The organism is Microcoleus sp. S1D4, assembly GCF_036700765.1.
GTDB lineage: Bacteria > Cyanobacteriota > Cyanobacteriia > Cyanobacteriales > Microcoleaceae > Microcoleus.
Window position 1 is genome coordinate 255,524 of record NZ_JAUBPP010000004.1, and the last position, 21,697, is coordinate 277,220.

Here is a 21,697-nt window from a genome sequence, read left to right on the forward strand (position 1 = left end):
AAGCGGGTTTTTCAACCAAAGTATTAGGATAGGGTATTGCCGTCTTCTTGCTTGTCGAAATATTTCAGCAAAGTTTCCACACTAGCATTGTGGTCGATGAAAGAAAACAAATGTTTAAATAGCAGTTTTCCATCTCGATCCAAAACAAACTGAGCGGGCAAAGGAGCGCCCAAAGCTTGACCGGTTTGATAAGTGCGAAACACTTTTACGCCTGGATCGGAAAGCAGGGGCATTTTCAAGCCTAAATCTTTAACCACAATTTGGCTTTGGCGATCGTCCGTGCTAGTTACCATCAATAATTCTATATTGCGATCGGCAAATTTTTCCCAGCTTTCATTCAAAGCCTTAATATGAGGAAAACAGAAAGGGCAATATTGCTTTTCAGTAAAAATCCGCGTAAAAGCCAGAACTACTGGTCTATCGCCGCGGTAATTCGACAGTCGCACCAATTTATCATTATTAATATCCGGCAGTTCAAAATCAGGAGTCATCTGTCCCAGCTTCAGAACATTAGTGGCGGGAACAGGCAATAAATTTTGGAAAAACCGCTGATTTAACAAGCCGCTAAAATCTGTAGAAGTCAGCATATTTCCTAATTAGGGGATTGGTAATTGGTAATTGGTAATTGGTAATTGGTAATACCAGATATTTTAAGCCCGGATAGTTGGGAGTTTTGAATTAAAAACTTTTTAATTCAAAACTCGCTTACTCAAAACTATGAAGTTAGACCGCAGCAAAGAATACTTTGGACTTAACCGGGTCGGGAGTCATAGTCTTGTCACCGGGCTGCCAGCCTGCGGGACAAACTTCATCGGGGTGAGACTGGACGTGTTGAATAGCTTGCAGCGTGCGGAGGGTTTCGTCTACGTTGCGGCCGAAGGCAAGATTGTTGATAGTAGAGTGTTGGATGATGCCTTCTTTGTCGATAATGAACAGACCTCTGAGGGCAATACCGGCTTCAGGGTCTAGGACGTTGTAGTCGGAACTAATTGTTTTTTTGAGGTCAGCAACTAAGGGATAGTTGATGTCGCCGATACCGCCTGATTTGCGGTCTGTTTGTATCCAAGCGAGGTGAGAGAATTCGCTGTCAACGGATACGCCGAGGATTTCGGTATCGATTTTCTTGAAGTCCTCATGGCGATCGCTAAATGCTGTAATCTCAGTCGGGCACACAAAGGTGAAGTCCAAGGGATAGAAGAACAGGACTACATACTTTTTGCCTTTATAGTCTGACAGTTTAACTGTCTTGAATTCCTGATCCACTACGGCTGTTGCTGCGAAATCCGGTGCAGCTTGACCAACCCGGAGGCATTCACTTGTCATAGATTTTGTTTCCTTTTTTACGAACTGTTACAAATATATCATAGTCATAACGACTACAAGTATCTTGTCAAAAAATCAAAAAAACGCGCTCTCAATTTTGAGAGCGCGGTTTTTTAAATGAAATGATGGCTCAGGCGGGATTTGAACCTGCGACCTTGGGCTTATGAGTCCCCTGCGCTAACCACTGCGCCACTGAGCCAAATTCACTTCACGATTTACTATCGTAGCATGGTATGGCGAGCTATGGCTGCTTGCCATCCAACATTATTTCTAATAACTCCTAGTCAAAGTCATGAGTTTTGATAATGAGTCAAAACCCATAACTTCCGACCAGTTGTTACCTAGAAGCGCTAGAGCTATCGTCAGGCAGAAAAGCCATTGGATTGACTGCACCCTGTCCGGCGGGATGGACTTCAAAGTGCAAGTGCGGCCCCGTACTGAAGCCGGTGCTGCCCATTTCTGAAATCTGTTCGCCTTGAGCGACTGTCTGACCCTTTTGCACCAAAATTCGGCTGTTGTGGGCGTAGACGGTCTCTGAGCCGTCTGCATGGGTAATTTCCACCAGATAGCCGTAGCCGCCGTCGTTCCACTGTGCATAGGTCACCACCCCGTTGTCGGCGGCCATAATTGGCGTACCGATCGGCCCTGCAATATCAATTCCCTTGTGCATCCGTCCCCAACGCCAGCCGTAGCCAGAAGTGAGAACGCCCTTAGCCGGCCAAATAAACCCGTTGGCAGACCGTTGTTTGCCGTTAGGCAGATAAGTATCAGGGCCCGAAAGCGGAGGCAGTTCTGGAGAAACCATGCGTCCCATAGACGGGTTGCTCAGGGGGTCGTAACCCTGGGAACCCAAAGGAGCCGTTGCTACCACAGGCCGATCCAGAGTCGAGTTCGGCGTCAGGTCGATCGGTTGGAGTTCGGCGGCGCGAGCCGGGTCAAAACGCTCTTGCTGCTGCTTCTGAACCTGCTCTGACCAATCTCTCGAAGGCGGTCTGCTGATTTCGTTCTGCACAGCCCCAGGGTACTCGGGAGTGTAGAGGTCAGGATTTACACTTGGGAGTTCCTGAGACGGGTTGGTCGAGGCGAAAGTCGTCTCCTGCTCAGTTGGAGCTAGGGAGACTGCATTTGGGCCGATCGAATTGCGTTCGGCGCGATATTCCTCTCGCAGCCTGCCAACTTCAGCCCTCAAGCGTTCGGCATAAGGGTTGAGAGCCTGACCTGCGGGACGGGCCTCGGAATTCGACTCAGGTAAAGCGCTACCGTCCGCTGCATTTAAACCCTGGGTGCTAGCATTTGGCAGAAAGCTGACCGGCTGGGGGTATTCTCCCGTAGCGATGGCGGTAGCAGTTGCACTTGCTGGCTGAGGCAGGGCACTGGTGTCAACGGCACCTGTAAAAGTTGGTTCGCCTTGAAGCTCCAGTTTACCGGGGTCGCTAATAGTTTGAGAAACTTGAGTTAGCGAAATGCTGTTGATTTTGGGAACCATCGGCGCTGAAATATTGTTCAGGCCTTCCAAGTTCCCTAGGGGAGAGACAACAGGCGCTGTAGGAGCGGATGCTGTAACTATCGAGTCAGTTCTTTCCGGGGTAGAGGAACTCTGGTTCAAAGATGCGGGAACCGAAGCTGCTGACCACAGAGATCTAGAGTAGGAGGCAGAATCAGAGGCTGCCGCCTGCACCGCGGGATTATTTGACCCAACTTGGGGAATTTTTAGCTGTTGATTTACATTCAGCAAGTTGGGGTTGCCGAGCTTGTTGGCTGCGATCAGCTCTTTGGGCAATACGCCGTAACCTTTGGCGATCGCATCTAGGGTATCTCCCGGACGGACGCTGTACAGTACCGTTTCTGGCGCGGCGGTACTGCCTGCGGGGGGGACTACCACAGCCGAAGGCAAACCGGGTGTTACCAGAGACTGTTCAATGGACTCGAATGCTCGATCGCCAGAGCCTGCTTGACCGACACCGCCATTGAGAATTACTGGTGTAGTATTGAGGTCTGGAATTGCTGTCTGAGTAGGAGAGTCTGGGGATGCCAGAGTCGTTACAGCAGATGTAGATGAATTTGCTCTTACCGAGGACTCCGACAGGGGCCGACCTGATGCTGTGGTGCGGTTTTCCTGTTTTTTCAGACTGTCTATCGCCCAGTCTGCGTTAGGGTCTTCGATCGAGCTTTGTGCCGATATCGTCTCCTGGTCTGGCGCGGAGTTTGGCTGCCATGACGAAGTTGTACTATCCAACGACTCGGAGCCAGTCAGATTTAACTTTTGTTCGGGATCGACCGCGGCAGTATTGCCGGCGTTCTGTTGTAGAGCCGCTGCCATCGCAGTCGGGATTCTGAGTTCTTGGCCAACTTCGAGTACGGTATCGATTTTGATACCGTTGGCAGTTGCTAGTGCCTGCGGTGCAACTTCATAGTCCCGAGACAACTCCCAGAGGGTTTGTCCCTGTTGAACCTTAACCCCTGCCTGTTCGGCCCGGGAACCGTCAACTTGTGCCGAGGTAGCGGGTGCATTTGCCGAAACTGGCTGTACTTCTGCGGTAGATTTTGCTGCCGTTGCGAGTTCAGACGCGCGAGCGCTGTCTCCATTTCTCGGCAGCAGGATGCCTGAAGCACCTACAGATATTGCCAGCCCGATCGTGGCGAGAGAGCGAACTCTGCCAGTGCTGAGCGTTGTCTGCTTGGACGGTTCTGATGAACCGTCTCCGTCGATTTCACTAGCCTGAACAGGCTTAATTTGGGGATATGTTCGTTTCAAAAAAACGACCTCCTACTGAGAAGCGCTAACTGTCCTTGGAAACACTCAAGGGTATTCCATGACGCTGAATTTAAATCAACCACCAAAAATATTTTGATTGTTGACAGCTATCATGCTTAGGCAAGATTACCTTGCTTTTTAAATTTAGACAAGCTCGAACCGTAATTAATTTTCAAATTCTCGGTCAAACCTGCTGAATTTACACCCACAAGCCTTACGCGGCAATAGCTGGAACGAACAAATAAAATTTGCGTTCCGGCACGGCCTAAGATTCTCACCTATTATCCGACTTTATGCTAATTTCCGGACAACCTACAACCGTATATTTACTAGATATCAATAGCAGCAAGGCACAATACGGCGATCCCTGGTATCCTAAGTCCCTGAAATCCTCTGTTTTTCTGGCTTAATCATCTAGGGAGCAATTTTGTATTGCTGATAACAATATGTTTTGGGATGAATAAAATATATTAATCAAAGCTATCTAGAATTTCACCGCTTTGATACAAATTTCTTATATTTAAATCAAGGTTTAGCAGCCCCTAGCAGCGATTAAATATCTATATGTGTATGTAGGTGTCGATCGAGATTTATCCGAGTTCGCCCAACTGTCGTTTAGCCTCAAATAAACCCACAGCGGCGCTAACAGAGAGGTTCAAACTCCTAACTCCAGGCTGGCTCATGGGAATAAAAACTGTGGCATCGCAGGCATCTAAGACGAACTGGGGAATGCCGACAGTTTCCGAGCCAAACATCAGCCAATCGTCTGGCTGAAATTGGAATTCGGCATAATTGCATCGCCCGCCAGTGCTGAATCCGATCGATCGCCCCCCTCGCTGTTGGCGACAAGCCAGAAAAGCCGGCAAATCTTCGTGACATTGGAGGTTAACGTAGGGCCAGTAATCTAAGCCAGCGCGTTTCAGGTAGCGATCGGTAATTTCAAAGCCCAGCGGGCCGACTAAATGCAGTTCCGTGCCTGTAGCAGCACAAGTGCGGGCAATATTGCCAGTATTCGGGGGGATTTGCGGGTGAATCAAGACAAGTTGGGGCATGAAGCTAATTAAAAACGCAAAAGACAGCTCTGGGGAGAAGTATAAATATACCTAAAAAGTAGATAGCAGTTATAGCTTTTATTTATAACCTCTGTAAAGTGCGATTGATTAAATATTCTGATTTGTTTTTTGGGGCTGTGCTTGGCAAATTTTTCTGGGTCCAAAATTCGGGCTATGGGAATTGTGGGCTGAGTACGGACAGCCAGGGGCTAGTGAGAAGCCCCCGCGATGGGAATGGCAGATAGTTTAGGCAACTAACTGGGCGCACAAATTGTCTTCGAGCTCCCATTCTTGGTGAGCCATGCCATCAATCCCTTGGAGAATAATACTGCGGGTGTCCAAACCGTCCTCGTGCAGCTTCAACCATTGCTGGGCGGTGTTACCTTCCCGGAGAATCTTTTTGAGAGGCGAGAGAAAGCAACTAAAGCCGCGTTTCTTGGCAAGAGGGAACACCTCCTGGTAAATTTCCTCAATCCAATCTCGTGCCAAAATCTTTCTGCCATCTTGCCAGTGGATGAGTTCGGCATCCAAACTTTGCCTGGATGCAGAAATTTCGTTGGCATCTGTGAGAGCAACTAAGTCTTGGTTGCGGGTAGCCGCCGACAAGGTGCTCAGTTGTAAAGGATCTAAACTGGGGTCTTCCATCAATTGCCAAATGCGAGCTTCTAGCAAGGCAGTGATGGCCAATAAAGCCAGAGGATTGACTTCGAGGTCGCAAATTCTGAGTTCGAGGCGGTTGAGACAGTAGGGGCGCCGATCGCCATTTGGGCGCACAGCAGACCACAAATGGCGGACATTTTGCATGGTGCCGAGTTCTAACTGTTCTTCAGTCCACTGGATGTAATGCTTGTGACTTTCAAACAGGGGGACGACGGCGGGAGTTTTGGGAAACAAACCCCAGCGAGTGGAATGGTAGCCCGTGACTTCGCCGTCGAGAAACGGAGAAGAGGCGCTCAAGGCAAGGTAAAGCGGTGCTTCGACGCGGGCGAGGCGGATGGCGCGCATCAGCAGTTCTGGTTGGGAGATGCCGATGTTGATGTGAATGCTGGCGGTAACGACTTTGGTGCCGTAGGTTTGCTCAATGTAGGTATGGTAGGGGTTGTTGGGATCGGAGCGGTAAAATCGATCGCTCCCGCCGAGAGATAGGGTACTTCCAGGCAGCAAGGTATAGTCGCCCAATTGTTTGAGATACTCGCGCAGCCGGACTCTGGGCTTAACTAGGGCGCACAGCAGGCGATCGTAGCTGCACAGCGGGGCAGTCGTGTACTCCACATTGCGGCTATCAGGCTCCCGGACAAATCCCTCTAAATTGGCGACTATGCGATCGGAAAGACCGACAACCTCACCTTGGGGCGTGCCGGTATACATTTCTACTTCAAAGCCTTTTGATAGCAGCACGTTTGTTCCTCAGATAATAAGTTGAGTGCTAGTTTCTAGTATCCCAAAAATTGAGCTGTTCGTACTATCTGCCACGAGGCAGAGTTGTAATTTTTGGTTGCTGGTAGTGAAACCGGGTGTGCGGGCGCGAACTTGAGTTTGAGCGTTTGCAGATGCAAATGCGGGCACCGCCAACAGTTTCCGGGGCGGTTGTAGAGTCACAAAGGCTGTTTGTTCGATCGCGGGCGTGTTTGATTCGGCCTTGGTGGCGATCGTACTTGCGGTGAAGGGCACCCCTCCCAATTTTTGCAACAGACATCTCCGGTAATGCTTACCGATCGAGTTCGCTTGCAGGTTCTTTACCCTCCAAAAATCAGAGCATCCAGCGAATAGGCACCAGGCCCTAAAACTGCGATCGCCACCAGCATCAAACAGTACATAAAAGCTTTCTCCCAGCTTGGCGGTTCGCCCTTGCCATTTGGCCCTTCATACTGCCCTTGGGGAATTAAATAGGGATCGCTAGCAACAAAAGGCAACCCTTTGGATAAATCTAAATAAATTGCGAATAGCATAGAACCAAGAATCGGCAGACTTGCTAATAGTGTCAGAAATCCCAGAATCAGACAAACTCCGCCAGCCAACATGGAAGCTGCTGAGAGAAAGCACAGAAACAGCGGCATTTTCATAGCATCAGACCACTCTCGAAGATGTGTTATTTTTGGGTAGCCGTGCAGCATAAATAGCCCGCCGACACCAACTCTCAGCAATAAAAGTGCCCAGCCGAGAATGCCGGTCGGATAGACGGGATTGAGTGAACTGAGCAGTTTGAAACTTAGTTCGGGTAGATGAGTTGAAACTTGAGCGAACAGCAGCGCGATCGCCACACCCAGAGCAAATTTGTAAATCATTTGGTCATTTCCAATCGATTGAGATATTCTAAATTGGACATCATTAAACATCTATTAGACTTCTGTTCCAAAAGCTTGTAAAAAATAGGCAGGATGCCTGTTCCACAAGAATGACGGGAGAGGTCTATTGCAGGTGGCGAGAACAGCTTTATTGACACCCGCGAGTGTTGAGATCGATCGCATATAAAGATGTGCCAGCAGCGATCCAGAGGCGATCGCGTTTTTTTCCCCCAAAAGTCAGGTTAGCGCAAGTCTCCGGTACCGGAATTTTCCCCAAACGAGTACCGTCGGGGGCGTACACCTGCACGCTATCTTTGGAAGTTGTAAAAATATTGCCGTGTTCGTCGGTTCGCAACCCGTCGGGTTCACCGGGTTCGATGACTGCGAACACCCGGCCGTTGTCTGCAGCGCGATCGGCTACAACATCATAGGCGCGGAGGTGGTGATAGCCTTGGGGCATATTGAAAGCAGAACTATCCGACACGTAGAGGATGCTTTCGTCGGGGCTGAAGGCGAGGCCGTTGGGGCGTAACATATCCGTCACCACCGCATCGATCGCACCCGTCGCCGGATCGAAGCGGTACACAAAACATCCAGGCTGTTCCTGTTGTCCGCCGTATCCCTGGTCGGGCTGCGTCAGGCCGTAGGGGGGGTCAGTGAACCAGATCGTGCCGTCACTCTTGACTACCAAGTCATTGGGGCTGTTGAGGCGCGATCCTCGGTAGCGATCGACCAACACCCGCCATTCGCCGCTGTGTTCGCGCCGGACGATCGCGCGCAAACCCGACGAACACGAGACAAGGCGACCTTCGCGATCGCGGTAATTACCGCTTTGATAGTCGGAGGGGTCGCGCAAAACGCTCATTCCCTGGCGGGGACTCCAGCGCAGTAAGCGATTGCCGTGAGCATCGCTCCACACCACGCTATCATCTTCATGGAAATAAACCGGGCCTTCGCTCCAGACGGCACCGCTGACAACTTTCTGGAGTGAAGCATCAGGGCGCAAAAGCGATTTCAGGCGATCGTCATAAATATTGATGACTTCAGACATTGATATTTTATATTATTTTTAACGTTATTCTTATCCTTAAACAACGAGCGCTCAAATACTAATCAGTCTTTTGATATAAATTTAATCTCATCCATTCGATAGATATAAAAAAATCATCAACAATGTAAAGTTGAACCCATGAAAATCTCTAAAAGAACTGCTTTGTCAATTAACTAGAGGAATTGCGAACTGGTACTTCAAAATCCCGTTTTTCAACCAAAATACTTGCTGAAAACCTATAATTCGGTAAAAAAAATAGATTTTTTGGTGGGTCATGCAAATTTTTTCAACAGTTGACAGTAAACAATTGACAGTTGACAGTTACCTCGGACTCAAGCGCAAAGTGATTGTCAGCGAAGGAAATGGATTTTTCCTTGCACCCTACAGGGGGAGGCTTTACACCCATTTTTTATGGTAAATAGCAATAGCATGGCAGAGATTTTTTAGATACAATCAACGTCCAATTTTCTAGTTTTTAAAATTCTTCAAACTCTCAATAGGATTAGTGCAATGGCGAACTTAGCCGCAACCAAATCTATGGCCGCTGTGCCTTCACTGCCAGCCGACAAATCTGCTGGCAATTTAGAGCTAATAACGCTATTCGAGGATGCCATGCCGATCGGGGTTGCGGTATCCAAGCAAGGGCGAATTTTCATCAGCTATCCCCGACTGGTTGACGATGTAGAATTCACCGTTGCGGAACTCAAACAGCCACTAGAAAAAAACGGCAATCCTGTTCCCTACCCCAATGCAGAAATCCACAAGTTAGATTTAGCTTCGCCCTCAGAAAAGTTGCTGTGCGTTCAAGGGATGACCATCGACGCGCGCGATCGCCTTTGGCTGTTAGATCATGCAAAAATTAAGCAAAATTTAGTTCCCTCCGGCGGCCCGAAACTGGTGGGAATTGACCTGAATGGCGATCGTATTGTCAAGAAAATTCTGTTTCCCGAATCCGTCGCCTCTGCCAATTCTACCTTGAATGACGTGCGCGTCGATTTGCGCTGGGGAGAGGATGGGATTGCATTTATTACCGACTCCTCGGAAGAAGGGCCTAACGGCATTGTTGTCGTAGATTTAGCCACCGGAAATAGTTGGAGAAAACTCAATGACCATCCTTCAACTAAACCAATTCCCGGCTTTTTGCCCATAGTCGAAGGTCAACCGATGATGGTGCGGCATCCCAACAAACCGGCCAAGCACATTCACACCGGCAGCGATGGCATTGCCCTCAGCGGTGACGGTCAAAGACTGTTCTATTGTCCCCTAGCAAGCCGACACCTTTACAGCGTCAGTATTGAAGCATTAGTTAATCAAAATTTACCTGATGAAAATGTTGCCGCCACAGTCATCGATCACGGTGAAAAAGGCGCTTCTGGCGGCATGGTTTCCGACGACAAAAATCACCTTTACGTGACAAACTACGAAAACAATTCAATTTTGCGCCACCTCCCTGATGGTACGTGGGAAACACTCGCCCACGATGCGCGAATGCTGTGGCCGAATTGCCTATTTGTTGCCCAAGATGGCTATCTCTACTTTACTGTAGATCAGTGGAATAGGAACCCCAGCTATCATAACGGGCAAGACTTGCGCGAGAAACCTTACAGCCTGTTTCGCATCCAAATTAATGCGGGGCAAGTGTTGCTCGATCGCAGCTAAAATCTAGTTGGCAAATTCATTATTTTTTGCAAGATTACCTGAAATATTCAGGAGAAAGATCGAGATCTGATATTTATGGTAAATACTGCAATTAATGCGGTTTTTTGGAGTAATTTAATAACAGCTCTAAATGCTGCTAGCTTGGTAGAAGGTTTAAAAACAGAAGGCTTTTTTGCCGTGTTGGAACTAACTGATTTAGCGTTTTCTAAACTGCCGTCGGGAACTGTAAAAGCTTTGCTAAAATATATCCGGGATTTGATGAAAGTTTTAACCTATCATGTGATTCGCGAGCGGAAAATCGCGGCAGCAGAAATTGGCAAAACTAATTCAGCCACCACCTCCGAAGGTTCAACTCTCAAGATTGATACTGCTAATGGAGTTAAGGTAAACAATGCTAAGGTAGTCAAGCCAGATGTGGAAGCAGATAACGGTGTAATTCACATTATCGATACAGTTGTGATTCCTGAATTTCTGGGTAAGATTGAATCAGTGAGTTAAGGGAACATTATTCCCAAACCAGCACAATTAAGAAAAGATTAGGCAATGGTAAATTCGGCGAACCACTACGATATCATTATTATTGGCACGGGAGCGGGCGGAGGTACGCTTGCTCACCGTCTCGCACCGACTGGTAAAAGGATTTTGGTGCTAGAAAGAGGCGACTTTTTACCCAGGGAAAAAGCAAATTGGAGCGCGCTGGAAGTTTATCAAAAAGAGCGCTATCATACGGATGAGTGCTGGTACGACAGGGAAGAAAAGGAGTTTCGACCCCAGACGGGCTATTGGGTTGGCGGCAATACAAAGGTTTATGGTGCGGCTCTTTTACGGCTGCGGGAACGAGATTTCGATCGCGTAATTCACAAACAAGGATTTTCTCCAGAGTGGCCGCTCAAATACGCAGATTTTGAGCCGTATTACACGCAAGCTGAAGCACTCTATGACGTTCATGGAGAGCGGGGAACAGATCCGACTGAACCGCCCTGCAGCCAACCTTATGCTTATCCTCCTGTCAGCCACGAACCGGATATGCAGGTGCTCGCGGACGATATTCGATCGCTCGGTTACAATCCGTTTCATTTACCTTTAGGATTAAAGCTGAATGAAGCCGATCGCACAAACAGCCCTTGCATTCGCTGCGATACTTTTGACGGCTATCCTTGTTTAGTAGGTGCGAAAGCCGATGCGGAGGTGAATGCGATTCGCCCTACCCGCGAAAAATATGCTAATTTCACCCTAATAACTAATGCCAAAGTCTTGAGGCTGCATACCAGCAAATCCGGGCGAGAAGTGACGGGGGTAGAAACCGAAATTTTAGGGGAACGACAGCAATTTACAGGCGATATTGTGGTGGTTTCCTGCGGTGCGATTAATTCGGCTGTTTTGTTGTTGCAATCTGCTAACGAGCAGCACCCCAATGGATTAGCAAATAGTTCGGATCAGGTGGGCAGAAATTTAATGAAACACCTGGCGACTGCTTTAGTTGCTATGCACTTAGATGTGAATGCAGCTAACTTTCAAAAAACTATTGCTGTCAATGATTATTATTGGGGAGAGCCGGATTTTCCTTATCCAATGGGTATGGTACAAAATACGGGCAATGTGTTAGCTGATATGCTGCCGGCGGAGGCTCCGGCGCTGATGGCTCCGCTGGTAAAATTGATTCCTAAATACGAGCGGCATTTGATTGCTGAGCGATCGGTTGGTTGGTGGTTGCAAACAGAAGATTTGCCAGATTCAAACAATCGTGTTCGGGTGGAAGGCGATCGAATTTACTTGGATTATACGCCGAACAATACCGAAGCGGGCGATCGGCTAATTCACCGCTGGACATCTGTAGTCAAATCCCTCCACCGTTCGGCCAAGCACGTCATTCCTTTTAGCCTGTATCCTCGCGCCGAGATGCCGGTACAATCAGTTGGTCATCAATGTGGCACTTGTCGGTTTGGTACAGACTCCAAAACTTCAGTGCTTGACGTGAATTGCCGCACCCACGATGTTGAGAATCTCTATGTTGTGGATGGCAGTTTTTTCGCGTCAAATTCGGGGGTTAACCCGACGCTGACGATTATGGCAAATGCGCTGCGGGTTGGCGATCGCATCGCTGAGCGGTTAAAATAAACTCATTTTATCCCTTGAGAAAGAAAGGACTAAAGTCCTCACTACGAACCAATTAAGAAAAAATTGAAAACCCGCAAAATTTGTGAGGAAATAATGGCAATGAATGATGTTAAACAGCCGAATGAAAACGATAAAGACCAATCAGAAACATCTGAATCTCACCCGATCGCCACAGGATTGGGCGCAGTCGGCGGCGGTGTAGCTGGTGCGGCCATTGGTAATTCTGTTGGCGGAAAGGTTGGTGCGGCCATTGGTAGCATCGCAGGGGCGATCGCGGGCGGTATGGCAGGTAGTGCAGTGGCTGATGTTGCTTCAGAGGCGATCGCCGAAATTGAGCCGGCGATCGGGTTAGGTTTAGGCGCTAATGCTAAGCCAGTTGAATTGCCCAAACATTACACTTGGGAAGAATTACAAGCACTATCAAAACCGCAAGGGTAGGGTTTTGGCAAAGAAATAGAACTACCACAGATAAACCAGCGAGAACAAAACAATCCAAATCACATCAACAAAGTGCCAAAACAAAGAAGCCGCACTCACGCCGAAGTGGCCGCCGTTGTAGTTCCCCGGAAGGAAAGAACGGACAAGCATAATTAGCTGCAAGATAATCCCGACAAAAACGTGCAAACCGTGAAACCCAGTCAGCAGATAAAATGTCGCGCCGAACAACCCTGTAGTCAGCCCAAAAGATAGGTTGTTCCACTCGATCGCCTGATTAACTAAAAAGTAAGTTCCCATTAAGGATGCCACCAGCCACAGCAAGCGAAATAAACCCAGTTTCCGGCGATCGAGGGCCTGTTCGGCAAAGTAAATGACAAAACTGCTCGAAACCAGTACCGCCGTGTTGATCGCAGGTTTAAGCACCTCTAATTTCGGGATACCAGGAGGAATCCAGTTGGGAGTTGTCTGCCGCAAGATGATGTAGGCGGCGAAAAAACTGAGGAAGACCATACTCTCGGAAAGCAAGAATGCGGTAAAGCCAAACATCCGCTTTTTGCGATCTTGAGAATTTTCGTTGCTTTCTTGGGGCGATCGGCCTGAATGCGTAGGATTTGCCATAAGTGAAGAAGTCATTAGTCATTGGTCATTAGTCATTAGTCATTAGTCATGAGTCATTAGTCATTAGTTATTGGTCATTAGTTATTGGTCATCAGGAAGAAAATACCTCTAGCATTCAATCGATCTCAATTCTTGAAATTATCTGCGTTAATCTGTGTTTATCTGCCTGAAATCAGCGGTTGAAATTGCAGCTATTCTTGAGCAGAAGCCTGGGTAATCGGATCGGGAGAATCGACATAGTGGTACGGCGGCAAAGTCACAATCGGAATCTGGGCAAAATTCTCAACAGGCGGCGGCGAAGAAACAGTCCACTCCAACCCCGTAGCGTGCCAAGGATTGTCCGTTGCTTTCGGGCCCTGCAGCGCGGAAACCACCATATTGACGATAAAAGGCAGCGTCGATACCCCCAGCAGAAATCCCCCCAAACTGGCAATGACGTTCAACCCTTGGTATTGCGGATCGTAGGAAGCAACCCGGCGCACCATCCCTTGCAAGCCCAACGGGTGCATCGGAAAGAAAGTCAGATTAGCCCCGATAAAAGTTAGCCAGAAGTGGATTTTGCCCCAGCCCTCGGCGTACATCCGCCCAGTCATCTTGGGAAACCAGTAGTAAATTGCTCCAAAAATCGCAATTGTGATGGTGTTGAACACAATGTAGTGGAAGTGGCCGACTATAAAATAAGTATTATTTACGTGCAGATTAAAAGGCACGGCCCCCAGCATAACGCCCGTGATGCCGCCGAACAGAAACATGACTACGCCACCCAAGGCAAACAGCATCGGCGTTTGTAGGTGCAGCTTTCCGCCCCAAACGGTAGCAGTCCAAGCGAATACCTTAACGCCAGTCGGCACGGCGACTAACATGGTGGAGAACATGAACAGCATCCGCATCCAGCCGGGAGTGCCGCTGGCGAACATATGGTGTACCCAAACGAAGATGCTGAGTAGAGAAATTGCAAAGGATGCAACCGCTACTGATTTATAGCCAAACAAAGGGTTGCGGGAAAAAGCAGGCAAAATCTCCGAGAAAATACCGAAGGCCGGCAGCGCCATTACGTAAACTGCAGGGTGCGAGTAAAACCAGAATAAGTGCTGGTAGAGAATCGGGCTGCCTTCGTTAAAAGGATCGAAAAAGGTTGTCCCCAAGGCTAAATCGAACAACATCAGCACCGCAGCCGCTGTCAGGGCTGGCAGGCAAAACAGTTGCAGCAACTGGGCGCTCAAAACCGTCCACACAAAGATTGGCATTCGGAACCAAGTCATGCCCGGTGCTCGCATTCTGACGATCGTCGTTACGAAGTTAATTCCCCCCATAATCGACGAAATGCCTAGCAGCGCCACACTCACCAGCCAGATAAATTGGCCGTTGATTAAATCGCCCGACGGGTTCTGGATGCTGACCGGCGGGTAAGACCACCAGCCGGCCTGGGCGGTGCCGCTGGGCAGCAAGAAGCTGGAAATCAGCAGGATGCCTGCGAAGGGAATTATCCAGAAGGAGATGGCATTAAGGAGGGGAAACGCCATGTCCCGCGCCCCGATCATCAGCGGTACCAGGTAGTTGCCTAGACCCACCATGCAGGGGAAAACCCACAGGAAGATCATTATTGTCCCGTGCATGGTGAACAAGCCATTGTACAGCGGGCGATCGACTAGATTTAATGCTGGAGAGATCAGTTCGGCGCGCATAATCATCGAGAATAAACCCGCGATTAAAAAGAAGATAAAAGCAGTAATTAGGTACTGAATGCCGATAACTTTGTGATCTTTGCTGAAGCTGATGTAGCGCCGCCAATGAATCGGATTTTCGCGGAGATCGCTTTCACGAGCGCCACCGTTGGCTATGTTTTCAATCGAGTTATTTGTCATTTTTCAGTTACTTAGTCATTAATCGAGAGCAAATTCTGTTTTTTTGCCGAATAGTTCGATCAGTTGGGATGATTTACCACAGGAGGCGGAGCCGGTGTCACAGTCGGCCAGAAGCTGCTTCTGGTTTTCTGCACTTGCTTTTTGTATTCGGAAACCGCCTGATTGCTTGCAGGAGTTGGCGATTGTGTCGCAGCTTTGGTCAGCCAGCGATCGTAAGCTGCGGGGGATTCAACGTACACATCCGCATCCATCAGGGCAAAGTAAGTGCCGCTGAATTGAGAATCTCTCAACCGATATTTGCCTTCTCGGATCGGCGCAAACACAAAATTAATACTGCGGTTGGGAATGATATCTTGCTTGATGCGGAATTCAGGAACGTAGAAACCGTGAATAACATCCAGCGATTGCAATGTCAGCCGCACGTTTTGATTAGCTGGCAGGTGCAATTCTGTGCTGGTAACATTCTGGCGCGGATAGCGGAAAGACCAAGACCACTGTTTAGCAATTACCTCAATTTCTTCAGCAACTGGTTTAGAATTGTTGTTGTTTTCCGTAGGTTTTTCGGCGGCATAAACAGGTTCTTCTAGAGGCAGGTGCAAGTGGGCGATCGGTGTCAAACCTTGGATGTTGATTTTCTGATAAATCATGTAGCTTTGAGCGGCAACCCACGTCACTAACAACACCGGAACAACTACCCAAAGAACCTCGATTTTCCAATTTCCCCTCGCAGGATGACCGTGGCTGAAGTCTCCTTTCGGTGCGCGGGAAGTGAGGATAGAATAGAGGATAATGGCAGAAATTCCGATAAAAATAAACGTTCCGATAGACACCAAGAAGCTAAACAGATTGTCAACTTGTTGGGCTTCTGCGGTTCCCTGACTGGGCATCCAAGAATAGGCCTGCTGTCCTACCCAGTGGCTGGCTATCATATCTAAGGCGATCGCGATCGCCAATAGCAAGCTCATGAAAACTTTCATAAAATTCCTGCTGCTTGAAAAGATGCGTATTCTAAGTCGAAACTCTTAATTTATTTACCTATTTACTTGAGGACAGAACTAGGATTTAATCCCTGTCGGAGCAAACCCGCAGCCGTATTGTGAATCCCAAACTGGTCTCCCATGTGTGCTCCGAGCGTCCCGTGAACGAATAGTAAACCCAGCATGACAACGCCTGCTAGCAAATAGCTCCACTGCACTTGTCTGCTGGCTTCTTTGCGCCAGCGGTAGCGCTGAAACCCCCTCCACACGGTCAGGGCAACGATCGCCCCCAACAGCAAAACTCCGCCCAAACCGTGCAATACCATAGTCGGCGCTGCACCCAACCCCCACGCACTCTTGACATTCGCAGGGGGATCTGCGAGCATAATCTCGAAAAATCCGGCTGCGACAGTAAAAAATGTGACGATCGCACTTGCCACCAAATTGTACCAGCCCACATCATAAAAGCCCGATCGCAGCGCAGGGACAGCCAAAAATTTCAAAATCGGTCTTTCTAGCGGAAAAAGATTTCCTGCTATATCAAACAAGATGGCAATTATAAACAAACCAAGGGTAAAATGCACCAAATTCGGATGAATTGGCACTTCGTAGGGCAGTCTATTTGCACCTAGCTTGAACCCCAATTGATCGATAAGTTGCTGCACGAGTTGCGAGTTCATTGCAAAATTCCTCTTTTCGTCGCTTCAACGATCGGCTCTACGTGCAACCCGTAAACCCAAACCAGCCGAGTTCCCAGATATGTTTGAAATAAAACCAAACAACTCAAAAAAGTTGTCGCCCCCAGATAAGCCGGCGGTACTTTCAAGGGACTGCGCCTGCGAATTACAAAGCGCCAACCCATAATTCCCGCCATAATTGCCGCCAGCGACCATCCCGTAATCGCGTGCAAATTCAGTACCGGTTTAACCACCTCGTAAGGTTGCGCCAAACCAGCTTCAAACTGACCGAACATCACAGCTAGGAATATGGAAACTGTCGCCACAAACAAGTTCCAGAAACTCACTTCAAACAAGCGGTGATTGCGAGTGAAATATCCCACAACGTCGCAGAAAAACGAGAAAATTACCATCGCAATTACAAAGTGGACAAGAATCGGATGGAGCGGATCGGGGTAAGGTAGATTTTCGCTATTGAGAGGTAGAGCAGGCATTGCTTTGTCCTTACGGCATCAATGAATTATATCATCAGAAAAATGGGTAGAAACCCCGTCCTAAAAGGACGGCTTTGCATTAATTTAAATCCCCTCGCGGGGTGGAGGGGTATGGTTGCCCCTCCGATGAGGTATGGTTACCTCAAACTCCCATTTCTGGGGTAAAGTTAGCTTCGCCCATGTTTTAAGAGCTTTTTAGACTTGCAGCACCGTTTCAGGGACCTTAAAACTGTTTAACTGCAAATGACAGAGCGGAAAACTAGCTACGCATTCAAGGAGTGTCGTGACTCAAAAAACGTAGTCAGTTAAGACTTAGGCTGGTCAGGACGGCTTTTGAGATTTCTCTTTCAAGCCTCATGCCGTCAGGGCTGAGGTTCCTGACATCCAATCAATTACCAAGTATCAACATTTTACAGGTTCGTAGTGAGGACTTTAGTCCGCAATTAGAAGGGCTAAAGTCCTCACTACAAAGCAATCTTGTCTTTATAGTTAGAGGGCTATACGGTTTGCTGAAAATTGCCAATTTCATATCTAAACATCGATTTAAACAAAACATTGTCAGTTTCATGGTTTGTCACTCACTTGCTGGATCAGTTTCGCCACCACAGCAGTCCATCCCGTCTGGTGAGACGCGCCCAATCCTGCACCGTTGTCGCCGTGAAAGTATTCGTGAAACAAAATCAAATCCTGCCAGTGAGGATCGTTTTGAAACTTTTCTAAACCGCCATAGACTGGTCTTTTACCATCTTTACCTCTGATAAAAATGCTATTTAGCCGCTGCTCTAATTGCAAGGCAACTTCCCATAAATTCATCATAACTCCAGAGCCAGTAGGAAATTCTACTTTGAAGTCATCACCGAAATAATGGTAATATTTTTGCAAGGATTCAATTAATAAGAAATTTAACGGAAACCAAATCGGGCCGCGCCAGTTTGAGTTGCCACCAAATTGCTCAGTTGTAGACTCAGCAGGCTCATAGTCTACCTGATATTTAATGCCATCCCACTCAAAGATAAACGGATGTTCTAAATGATAGCGAGAGAGGGAACGAATGCCGTGGGGCGAAAGAAATTCATTTTCATCTAGCAGCCTTTTGAGGACGCGCTGCAATCCTTGGGGGGTGGTAATTGAAAGCAGCCTGCGCTCGCCGACTCCGGGAATTTCCATACTGGCAATATTATTTGTCAGTTCCGGGCGGTTCTTCAAAAACCAATCAATTTGCTCTTTAAATCCCGGCACTGTTTCTAATAATTCAGTTTCCAAGGTATCGACGGCAAATAGTAGCGTCATCCCCACCATTGAGCGGACTTTTAGCAAGGAACATTCACCGTTAGGCAGAGACAGAGCATCGTAGTAAAAGCCGTCTTCATCGTCCCACAAACCGATTTTTTGGGGGCCGACATGGTTGACAGCATCGGCTATGTGAAGGAAGTGTTCAAAAAATTTGAGCGCCATGTCCGAGTAAACTGGATCTTCGCGGGCAAGTTCTAAGGCAATTGCTAACATATTCAGCGAAAACATTCCCATCCACGCAGTGCCGTCTGCTTGTTCCAAATAGCCGCCAGTTGGTAATGGTTTGCTGCGGTCAAATACCCCAATATTATCTAAGCCTAAAAAGCCGCCTTGAAACAAATTTGCACCTTGAGGATCTTTGCGGTTTACCCACCAAATAAAGTTGAGCAGCATTCTGTGAAACATCCGTTCTAGGAAGTCCCGATCGCCTTTACCTACTCGCTTTTCTTCAATTTTATAAATTCGCCATGCCGCCCAAGCTTGCACGGGCGGGTTGACATCTCCAAATGCCCATTCATAAGCGGGAATTTGACCGTTTGGGTGCATATACCACTCGCGAGTTAGCAGCAGTAATTGGCGCTTGGCAAAGTTAGCATCGATTAAGGCGATCGGTATGCAGTGAAATGCCAAATCCCAGGCTGCAAACCAAGGATATTCCCATTTATCTGGCATGGAAATGACTTCTTCTGCATAAAAGCTTTCCCACTCAGCATTGCGACCGTTTAAACGCTGCGCCGGTGGTATGGGTTCTGCAGGATCGCCTCGCAACCAAGTGCGAACATCGTAGGCGTAAAACTGTTTAGTCCACAATAAGCCAGCAAAGGCTTGACGCTGTACGTTGCGGACATCTTCCTCAAGATTTGGAGTTAGCGATTCGTAAAATTCATCGGCTTCTTTTTGCCTTTGAATGAAGGTGTCTGCAAATTCTTGGCTAAAAGCATTGTCGGTATAAACATCAGTAAATCTAAGTTGAATAACTGCAGTTTCTCCTGGCTCAATTTCCAGGTGATAGTGAGCGGCGGCTTTAGTACCGATTTGAGCGGGATTTACAGCTTTTTGGCGATCGCGAACGATTAATTCGTGGAAAGCATCTTTAACGTAAGGTGAGGTATTGGCGACACCGTACAGGCGCTGTAGGTTGGTTTCATTTTCAGTAAATAACAGGGGAGGATTGCCTTGACAAAATAGCCAGCGATCGCCATATTTTGGATGGTTAGCTTTGATAACTCCATCGCCCGATCGAGCCACATACGCTGATTTTTTGCTATCCGTCCAAGACCAAGTATTGCGAAACCATAAACTCGGCAATAAGTCAAGGGTTGCTGTTTCTGAACCTCGGTTAGTTGCGCCGATCCGAATGCAAATATCTTCTGGGGATGCTTTGGCGTATTCAGCAACGATATCGAAGTAGCGATCGCCCTCAAAAATTCCCGTATCCATCAACTCATATTCTGGCTGATATTTGTCGCGCTTGGCATTTTCCTCAACCAACAAGGTATAGGGATATTCTTGCTGCGGATATTTGTACAGCCACCGCATATAAGAATGAGTTGGGGTATTGTCTAAATAAAAGTAGTATTCTTTGACATCTTCTCCGTGATTTCCTTGACTGTTAGTCAGCCCAAAAAAACGCTCTTTCAAAATCGGATCTCGGCCGTTCCACAGTGCTAGGGCGAAGCAGAGTTGACCGTGGCGATCGCAAAATCCCCCTAATCCATCTTCACCCCAGCGGTAGGCGCGCGATCGCGCAGCATCGTGAGGGAAATACTCCCAAGCCTCACCGTTTGGCGAATAATCTTCGCGGACTGTTCCCCACTGGCGATCGCTTAAATAAGAACCCCAGCGGTTCCAGTGCGCTTTCATTTCAGCATTTTCTTGAATTCGTTTGTCTTCAGCACCCATTTAGTCGATCCCGCCAGATTTTAGATTATATAATCTCGATTAGCCGCCTGTAGCAAATCCTGGATACAAAGTCATGCCGCCATCCACAAACATCGTTGCACCGCAGACATAATCCGAGTCATCCGAAGCGAGCCAAACAGCCGTTTTAGCAATATCTTCTACTTCTCCCACTCTATTGTAAGGAATAAGTTTTAACAATTTTGCTTCGGCTTCTGGTGTATTCCATGCTGATGTATTGATGGGGGTTTTGATTGCCCCTGGCGCAATACTATTAACTCGAATTCTCTGGGGTGCGAGTTCTTGGGCAATACTCCGCATCATCATATTTATACCGCCTTTACTAGCAGCATAGTTGACGTGACCCGCCCAAGGAATTACCTCATGTACTGAGCTCATGCAAATAATTTTGCCGGCAGCCGCCGAAATATGAGGTTGTACGCCCCGCCGCAGAAATTCTTTGGCAGCTTCGCGAGCACACAAAAACTGTCCGGTTAGGTTGACTCCAATGACTAGGTTCCAGTGGTCGAGTGTCATGTCTACAAAGGACGAATCTTTTTGCAGACCTGCGTTATTAACCAGGATGTCGATCGTACCAAATTCCTCGATCGCCTGACGGAACATAGCCTTAACTTCGTCTTCTTTGCTGACATCGGCACCAATGGCGATCGCTTCTGCACCCCCGGCTTTGATATCCTCGACAATTTTCTGCGCGTCTTCAGCTTCCGAGTGGTAATTGACAGCAACAGATGCACCTGCTGCAGCTAAAGCACGGGCGATCGCTTCGCCGATACCAGAACTTCCGCCCGTTACCAGAGCTTTTTGGCCTTTAAGAAGCTCAGGGGAAAAGCTCATATTTTTTCTCCGTCATTTTGAAAATTTATTTGACATTTATTATATAGACTCTATTAGTCAAATTGATAACAAACTTGTGTCAAATTTGTCATAAAAATAGTCTATACAAGAGATTGTTTTAGTTGAAGCTCATGCTAGTAATAGCGTCTAGCCATTACTACTTAAATTTATTTATGCCTTAAGAAATATATAATTTTAAATTATGTCTTTCTTAAGGCAGATACCTTTGAATAAGAATTACCCTAATATCATATCCTGTCAATTAACCGCAGTCAGATTCGATCGCGCGTGCGGAGTTGAGTTGTCCACAGGGAGCCGACACTGACTGACCCACGCGC

At 47.8% G+C, this 21,697-nt stretch carries 19 protein-coding genes and 1 tRNA gene; 4 read left to right on the forward strand and 16 right to left on the reverse strand.

Going from position 1 to position 21,697, the window contains the following annotated elements:
* Positions 1-23: 23 nt before the first annotated feature.
* From QT998_RS06740 to QT998_RS06780, 9 genes are all read right to left on the reverse strand, one after another.
* On the reverse strand, positions 24-587 hold the full coding sequence (locus tag QT998_RS06740) for a peroxiredoxin family protein (protein ID WP_333114808.1): 564 nt from the start codon (positions 585-587) through the stop codon (positions 24-26).
* A 136-nt stretch (positions 588-723) separates the two neighbouring features.
* Positions 724-1,323 carry a peroxiredoxin gene (locus QT998_RS06745; RefSeq protein WP_194010381.1) on the reverse strand — a complete coding sequence of 200 codons (600 nt, stop codon included), beginning with the start codon at positions 1,321-1,323 and terminating at the stop codon, positions 724-726.
* A gap of 126 nt (positions 1,324-1,449) precedes the next feature.
* Positions 1,450-1,522 (reverse strand) — tRNA-Met (locus QT998_RS06750).
* Between the two features lie 138 nt (positions 1,523-1,660).
* Complete coding sequence (locus QT998_RS06755) at positions 1,661-4,078, reverse strand: peptidoglycan DD-metalloendopeptidase family protein (protein ID WP_333088903.1); 2,418 nt, start codon at positions 4,076-4,078, stop codon at positions 1,661-1,663.
* 590 nt (positions 4,079-4,668) lie between these two features.
* Entirely contained in the window at positions 4,669-5,130 is a 462-nt protein-coding gene (locus QT998_RS06760) for a tRNA (cytidine(34)-2'-O)-methyltransferase (protein ID WP_194010379.1), read from the reverse strand.
* A gap of 246 nt (positions 5,131-5,376) precedes the next feature.
* Positions 5,377-6,528: a glutamate--cysteine ligase gene (gshA, locus tag QT998_RS06765; RefSeq protein WP_194066014.1), complete on the reverse strand. Its 1,152-nt coding sequence runs from the start codon at positions 6,526-6,528 to the stop codon at positions 5,377-5,379.
* A gap of 9 nt (positions 6,529-6,537) precedes the next feature.
* Positions 6,538-6,819: a hypothetical protein gene (locus QT998_RS06770; RefSeq protein ID WP_333114811.1), complete on the reverse strand. Its 282-nt coding sequence runs from the start codon at positions 6,817-6,819 to the stop codon at positions 6,538-6,540.
* Between the two features lie 47 nt (positions 6,820-6,866).
* Positions 6,867-7,415, reverse strand: coding sequence for a DoxX family protein (locus QT998_RS06775; RefSeq protein ID WP_194066012.1), 549 nt, complete (start codon positions 7,413-7,415; stop codon positions 6,867-6,869).
* Between the two features lie 148 nt (positions 7,416-7,563).
* Positions 7,564-8,466 (reverse strand): SMP-30/gluconolactonase/LRE family protein, encoded by a 903-nt coding sequence (locus QT998_RS06780; RefSeq protein ID WP_194066011.1) that lies wholly within the window; start codon positions 8,464-8,466, stop codon positions 7,564-7,566.
* Between the two features lie 510 nt (positions 8,467-8,976).
* Here QT998_RS06780 and QT998_RS06785 point away from each other — a divergent pair.
* From QT998_RS06785 to QT998_RS06800, 4 genes are all read left to right on the forward strand, one after another.
* Positions 8,977-10,125, forward strand: a complete 1,149-nt coding sequence (locus QT998_RS06785) for an L-dopachrome tautomerase-related protein (protein WP_228049742.1) — start codon at positions 8,977-8,979, stop codon at positions 10,123-10,125.
* A gap of 75 nt (positions 10,126-10,200) precedes the next feature.
* On the forward strand, positions 10,201-10,623 hold the full coding sequence (locus QT998_RS06790) for a fasciclin domain-containing protein (protein WP_228049741.1): 423 nt from the start codon (positions 10,201-10,203) through the stop codon (positions 10,621-10,623).
* A 45-nt stretch (positions 10,624-10,668) separates the two neighbouring features.
* Positions 10,669-12,243 carry a GMC family oxidoreductase gene (locus QT998_RS06795; protein WP_333114813.1) on the forward strand — a complete coding sequence of 525 codons (1,575 nt, stop codon included), beginning with the start codon at positions 10,669-10,671 and terminating at the stop codon, positions 12,241-12,243.
* 99 nt (positions 12,244-12,342) lie between these two features.
* The gene (locus tag QT998_RS06800; RefSeq protein ID WP_333114815.1) at positions 12,343-12,681 is read left to right on the forward strand and encodes a glycine zipper domain-containing protein; all 339 of its coding nucleotides are present in this window, start codon (positions 12,343-12,345) and stop codon (positions 12,679-12,681) included.
* Positions 12,682-12,702: 21 nt separating this feature from the next.
* Here the strand turns inward: QT998_RS06800 and QT998_RS06805 are convergent, their stop codons facing one another.
* The 7 genes from QT998_RS06805 to QT998_RS06835 form a co-directional block, all read right to left on the reverse strand.
* Positions 12,703-13,314 (reverse strand): cytochrome c oxidase subunit 3, encoded by a 612-nt coding sequence (locus tag QT998_RS06805; RefSeq protein ID WP_333088888.1) that lies wholly within the window; start codon positions 13,312-13,314, stop codon positions 12,703-12,705.
* Between the two features lie 176 nt (positions 13,315-13,490).
* On the reverse strand, positions 13,491-15,164 hold the full coding sequence (gene ctaD, locus QT998_RS06810) for a cytochrome c oxidase subunit I (RefSeq protein WP_333088887.1): 1,674 nt from the start codon (positions 15,162-15,164) through the stop codon (positions 13,491-13,493).
* A gap of 59 nt (positions 15,165-15,223) precedes the next feature.
* Entirely contained in the window at positions 15,224-16,141 is a 918-nt protein-coding gene (locus tag QT998_RS06815) for a cytochrome c oxidase subunit II (RefSeq protein WP_333114817.1), read from the reverse strand.
* Positions 16,142-16,203: 62 nt separating this feature from the next.
* Complete coding sequence (locus QT998_RS06820) at positions 16,204-16,821, reverse strand: DUF2231 domain-containing protein (RefSeq protein WP_333088884.1); 618 nt, start codon at positions 16,819-16,821, stop codon at positions 16,204-16,206.
* Positions 16,818-17,312 carry a DUF2231 domain-containing protein gene (locus QT998_RS06825; protein ID WP_333088882.1) on the reverse strand — a complete coding sequence of 165 codons (495 nt, stop codon included), beginning with the start codon at positions 17,310-17,312 and terminating at the stop codon, positions 16,818-16,820. Before QT998_RS06825 ends, QT998_RS06820 begins: the two co-directional genes overlap by 4 nt.
* A 564-nt stretch (positions 17,313-17,876) precedes the next feature.
* Positions 17,877-20,507 carry an MGH1-like glycoside hydrolase domain-containing protein gene (locus QT998_RS06830; RefSeq protein WP_333088881.1) on the reverse strand — a complete coding sequence of 877 codons (2,631 nt, stop codon included), beginning with the start codon at positions 20,505-20,507 and terminating at the stop codon, positions 17,877-17,879.
* 39 nt (positions 20,508-20,546) lie between these two features.
* Positions 20,547-21,359, reverse strand: a complete 813-nt coding sequence (locus QT998_RS06835) for an SDR family oxidoreductase (protein ID WP_333088880.1) — start codon at positions 21,357-21,359, stop codon at positions 20,547-20,549.
* Positions 21,360-21,697 lie beyond the last annotated feature (338 nt).